This is a genomic window from Sulfurimonas sp. (assembly GCF_023229025.1).
Taxonomy (GTDB): Bacteria; Campylobacterota; Campylobacteria; order Campylobacterales; family Sulfurimonadaceae; genus Sulfurimonas.
On sequence record NZ_JALOAA010000080.1, the window covers coordinates 1 to 2,764 of the forward strand.

At 34.1% G+C, this 2,764-nt stretch carries 4 protein-coding genes; all 4 read right to left on the bottom strand.

Features of this window, described 5'->3' with window-relative positions; genetic code table 11:
• On the bottom strand, positions 1-1,379 hold a 1,379-nt coding region (gene cysS, locus M0Q20_RS11000), incomplete at its 3' end, for a cysteine--tRNA ligase (RefSeq protein WP_295061920.1).
• A gap of 211 nt (positions 1,380-1,590) precedes the next feature.
• Positions 1,591-1,962 (bottom strand): DNA-binding protein, encoded by a 372-nt coding sequence (locus M0Q20_RS11005; RefSeq protein WP_295061922.1) that lies wholly within the window; start codon positions 1,960-1,962, stop codon positions 1,591-1,593.
• A 1-nt stretch (position 1,963) separates the two neighbouring features.
• The gene (locus tag M0Q20_RS11010) at positions 1,964-2,263 is read right to left on the bottom strand and encodes a type II toxin-antitoxin system HigB family toxin (protein WP_295061925.1); all 300 of its coding nucleotides are present in this window, start codon (positions 2,261-2,263) and stop codon (positions 1,964-1,966) included.
• A gap of 157 nt (positions 2,264-2,420) precedes the next feature.
• Entirely contained in the window at positions 2,421-2,690 is a 270-nt protein-coding gene (locus tag M0Q20_RS11015) for a type II toxin-antitoxin system RelE/ParE family toxin (RefSeq protein WP_295061928.1), read from the bottom strand.
• Between the last annotated feature and the right edge of the window lie 74 nt (positions 2,691-2,764).

Consider the following 2,764-nt stretch of genomic DNA (forward strand, 5'->3'; position numbering starts at 1 on the left):
CCCTGCGCAGTATCCATTATGCTAACACCAAAGGCTAAAATCTCATCACGGAGTTTGTCCGAACTTGCGAAATCTTTTGCTTTTTTTGCTTCATCTCTTTTTTGGATTAACATATCGATTTTAGCTTTTGTATCTTCATCTATGCCAAACTGAAAGTACTCAAAAGGATTTTTAACTCCAAAACCAAGAACTTTTTCTATGTAGGCTAGGTTTGAGATAGTATCACGCTTTAGCTCTTTGTGTTTTCCTGCTGTGTCTAGCGTTTCGTTTGCATAAGAAATCATCTCATCAATAAGTGCAAGGGCAGAGGAGATGTTTAAATCATCACTCAGAGCCTTTAGGAGTTCGTTTTGAAACGCTGTTTTTTCGTTATTTTGAGCCAAGCCAAAAAGACGCTTTTTAAGTCTGTAAATCTTATCTAGTCTCTTTTTTGATGATGCTAAATCTTCGGTGTTGAAGTTAAAGTTACTTCTGTAGTGAGTGCTTAAGAGATAAAAACGTAAAACCTCTCCATCATACTCTTTTAGTGCATCTTTTAAGAAAAAACTGTTTCCCAAAGATTTGCTCATCTTCTCACCGTCAATATTTACAAAGCCGTTATGCATCCAGTAATTTGCCAATGTATGATCTGTTGCGCATCTGGTCTGTGCAGCTTCGTTTTCATGGTGTGGAAAAAGTAAATCTGCCCCGCCGCCGTGAATATCTACTGCAAATTGTCTCTCAGGTTTTGCTAAGTGTTTCTCTATCATTGCAGAACACTCCAGATGCCATCCAGGACGACCTTTTCCAAAAGGAGAGTCAAAAGTTACGCTACCATCTTTTACGCTTTTCCAAATAGCAAAGTCTGCGCTGTTTTTCTTCTGCGAGGAACTATCTACACGCTGTTGTTTTTCATCTTCATTTTGAATTCTATGAGATAATTTTAGATACTCACTGTCACTTGAAGTATCAAAGTAAACATCACCATCAGGAGTGCAGTAGGCGTGTTTATTATCAAGAAGTTTTTGGATTAGCTCATACATGGCTTCGAGTGATTCTGTTGCTCTTGGCTCAATATCCGGACGCAAAACACCAAGAGCCGCCATCTCTTTATGATAAGCCTCTGTATAAAACTCAGTTAGCTCTTTTATACTTTTTTTTGTCTCAATTGCTTTTTTGATTATCTTGTCATCTATGTCGGTTATATTTCGGGCGTAAGTTACATCATAACCGTTAGCTTTTAAGACTCTAACGAGCAGGTCAAAAACCAAAGCACTCTTTGCATGACCTAGATGAGCATCATCATAAACTGTCGGACCACAGACATAGAGTGAAACTATGTTTTCATCTTGAGGGATAAACTCTCTTTTTGTTTTTTGTGCTGAGTCGTAAATAGTCATTAAATTATTTCCTTTAAAAGCCGGTCAACATATTGAAAATCAAGTTAAAAATAGTATCTTTTTTTTGCATTTGAATTATTAAAGTATGTGCGTGATTATAGCATATAGAGTTTTTGAATACTAATTGTTGTTTGCTTTGTTTTCTAACGGTTGAGTTAAGAAATAGTTTTGCCCGCTAGGTAACTTATTAGCTATTATGTTTTGTTAGCAATTAAGCACTATTTATTTTGTAGTCCAAGAAAAGACTTTCAACAGGTATGTGCAGTTGAGTGTGAAAATTTCTTATCATTTGGATAGTTAGTTTTCTTTTTCTATTTAATATTTCAGAAACTCTCGATTTACTTCCAACTATTGCTACTAAATCCTTTTGTTTTAGACCTTCTTGCTCCATTCTAAACTTAATCGCTTCAATAGGATCAGGAGCATCTATTTTGTAAAATTGCTCTTCATATGCCTCAACTAATGTTGTAAGCACTTCTAATGCATCCATTTGAGGTGTATTTGGTTTAGCACTCATTAGGTGTTCAATTAAGCTAAGTGTATTAGCATAGTCTTGCTCGTTTTTAATAGGTTTGATATTCATTTTATAAATCCTTCATATTGACTTTATCGTACTGCTTATGTGTCCCAATAAACTTGATGAAAACAATCTTTGCATAATAATTTATAGTAACTATTAATCTATACTTATTTCCTGCAATATTAAAGACAACTTTCTCATCTCCAACGATACTAGCACTTCGGTACATCTCTTTTACTTCATTTGGATTGTTCCAACTGAGTTTTAAAACTTCTTTATGCCAAGCTTCTAAAGCACTTTTACTATCCGAATATTTGGATTGCTCATAAAAGTCTTTAAGGGTCTTTTTAGATATTATTCTCATAGGCACATTATATTGAAGTTCCCATTAATAGAACTTTAAATGGTGGAAGTAATTATTGAAATGAATGCTAACGGGGGGTGCAGTGAGCGGATAACGACTGTCTTGAGAAATAAGTCGCCGCTAGGCTACTTATTTCTCTCCTAGTACTTGTTATGTGTTAATCGTAAGAGTGTTGCCTATGTCTGAAATCAACAACTGCTACGATAAGCTTATCATCTTTGATAAGATAAAAGAGTCTATAATTTCCAATTCTATATCTATAGTAGCCCTCAAGATTATCTTTTAGTTTTTTAATATTAGTTCCGTAAAAAGGGTTTTCTCTAAGTTGAGGGTAAACAAAATTTTCAATTTTTGAATATAGCTTTTTATCTATTTTCTTTTTAACTTTTTCAAAAGTTTTAGTTTCAGCAATTTGGTACTTAGACAATAGTGTAATCACCATTTTTGAAATCATCCAAACCATTCATTAAATTTTGAACAAGTTCTTTATCACCCATAATT

What these genes read in the sequence shown, in the direction of transcription:
- M0Q20_RS11005 (WP_295061922.1), bottom strand. Translation starts at nt 1,962, where the DNA reads ATGAATATCAAACCTATTAAAAACGAGCAAGACTATGCTAATACACTT.
- M0Q20_RS11010 (WP_295061925.1), bottom strand. Translation starts at nt 2,263, where the DNA reads ATGAGAATAATATCTAAAAAGACCCTTAAAGACTTTTATGAGCAATCC.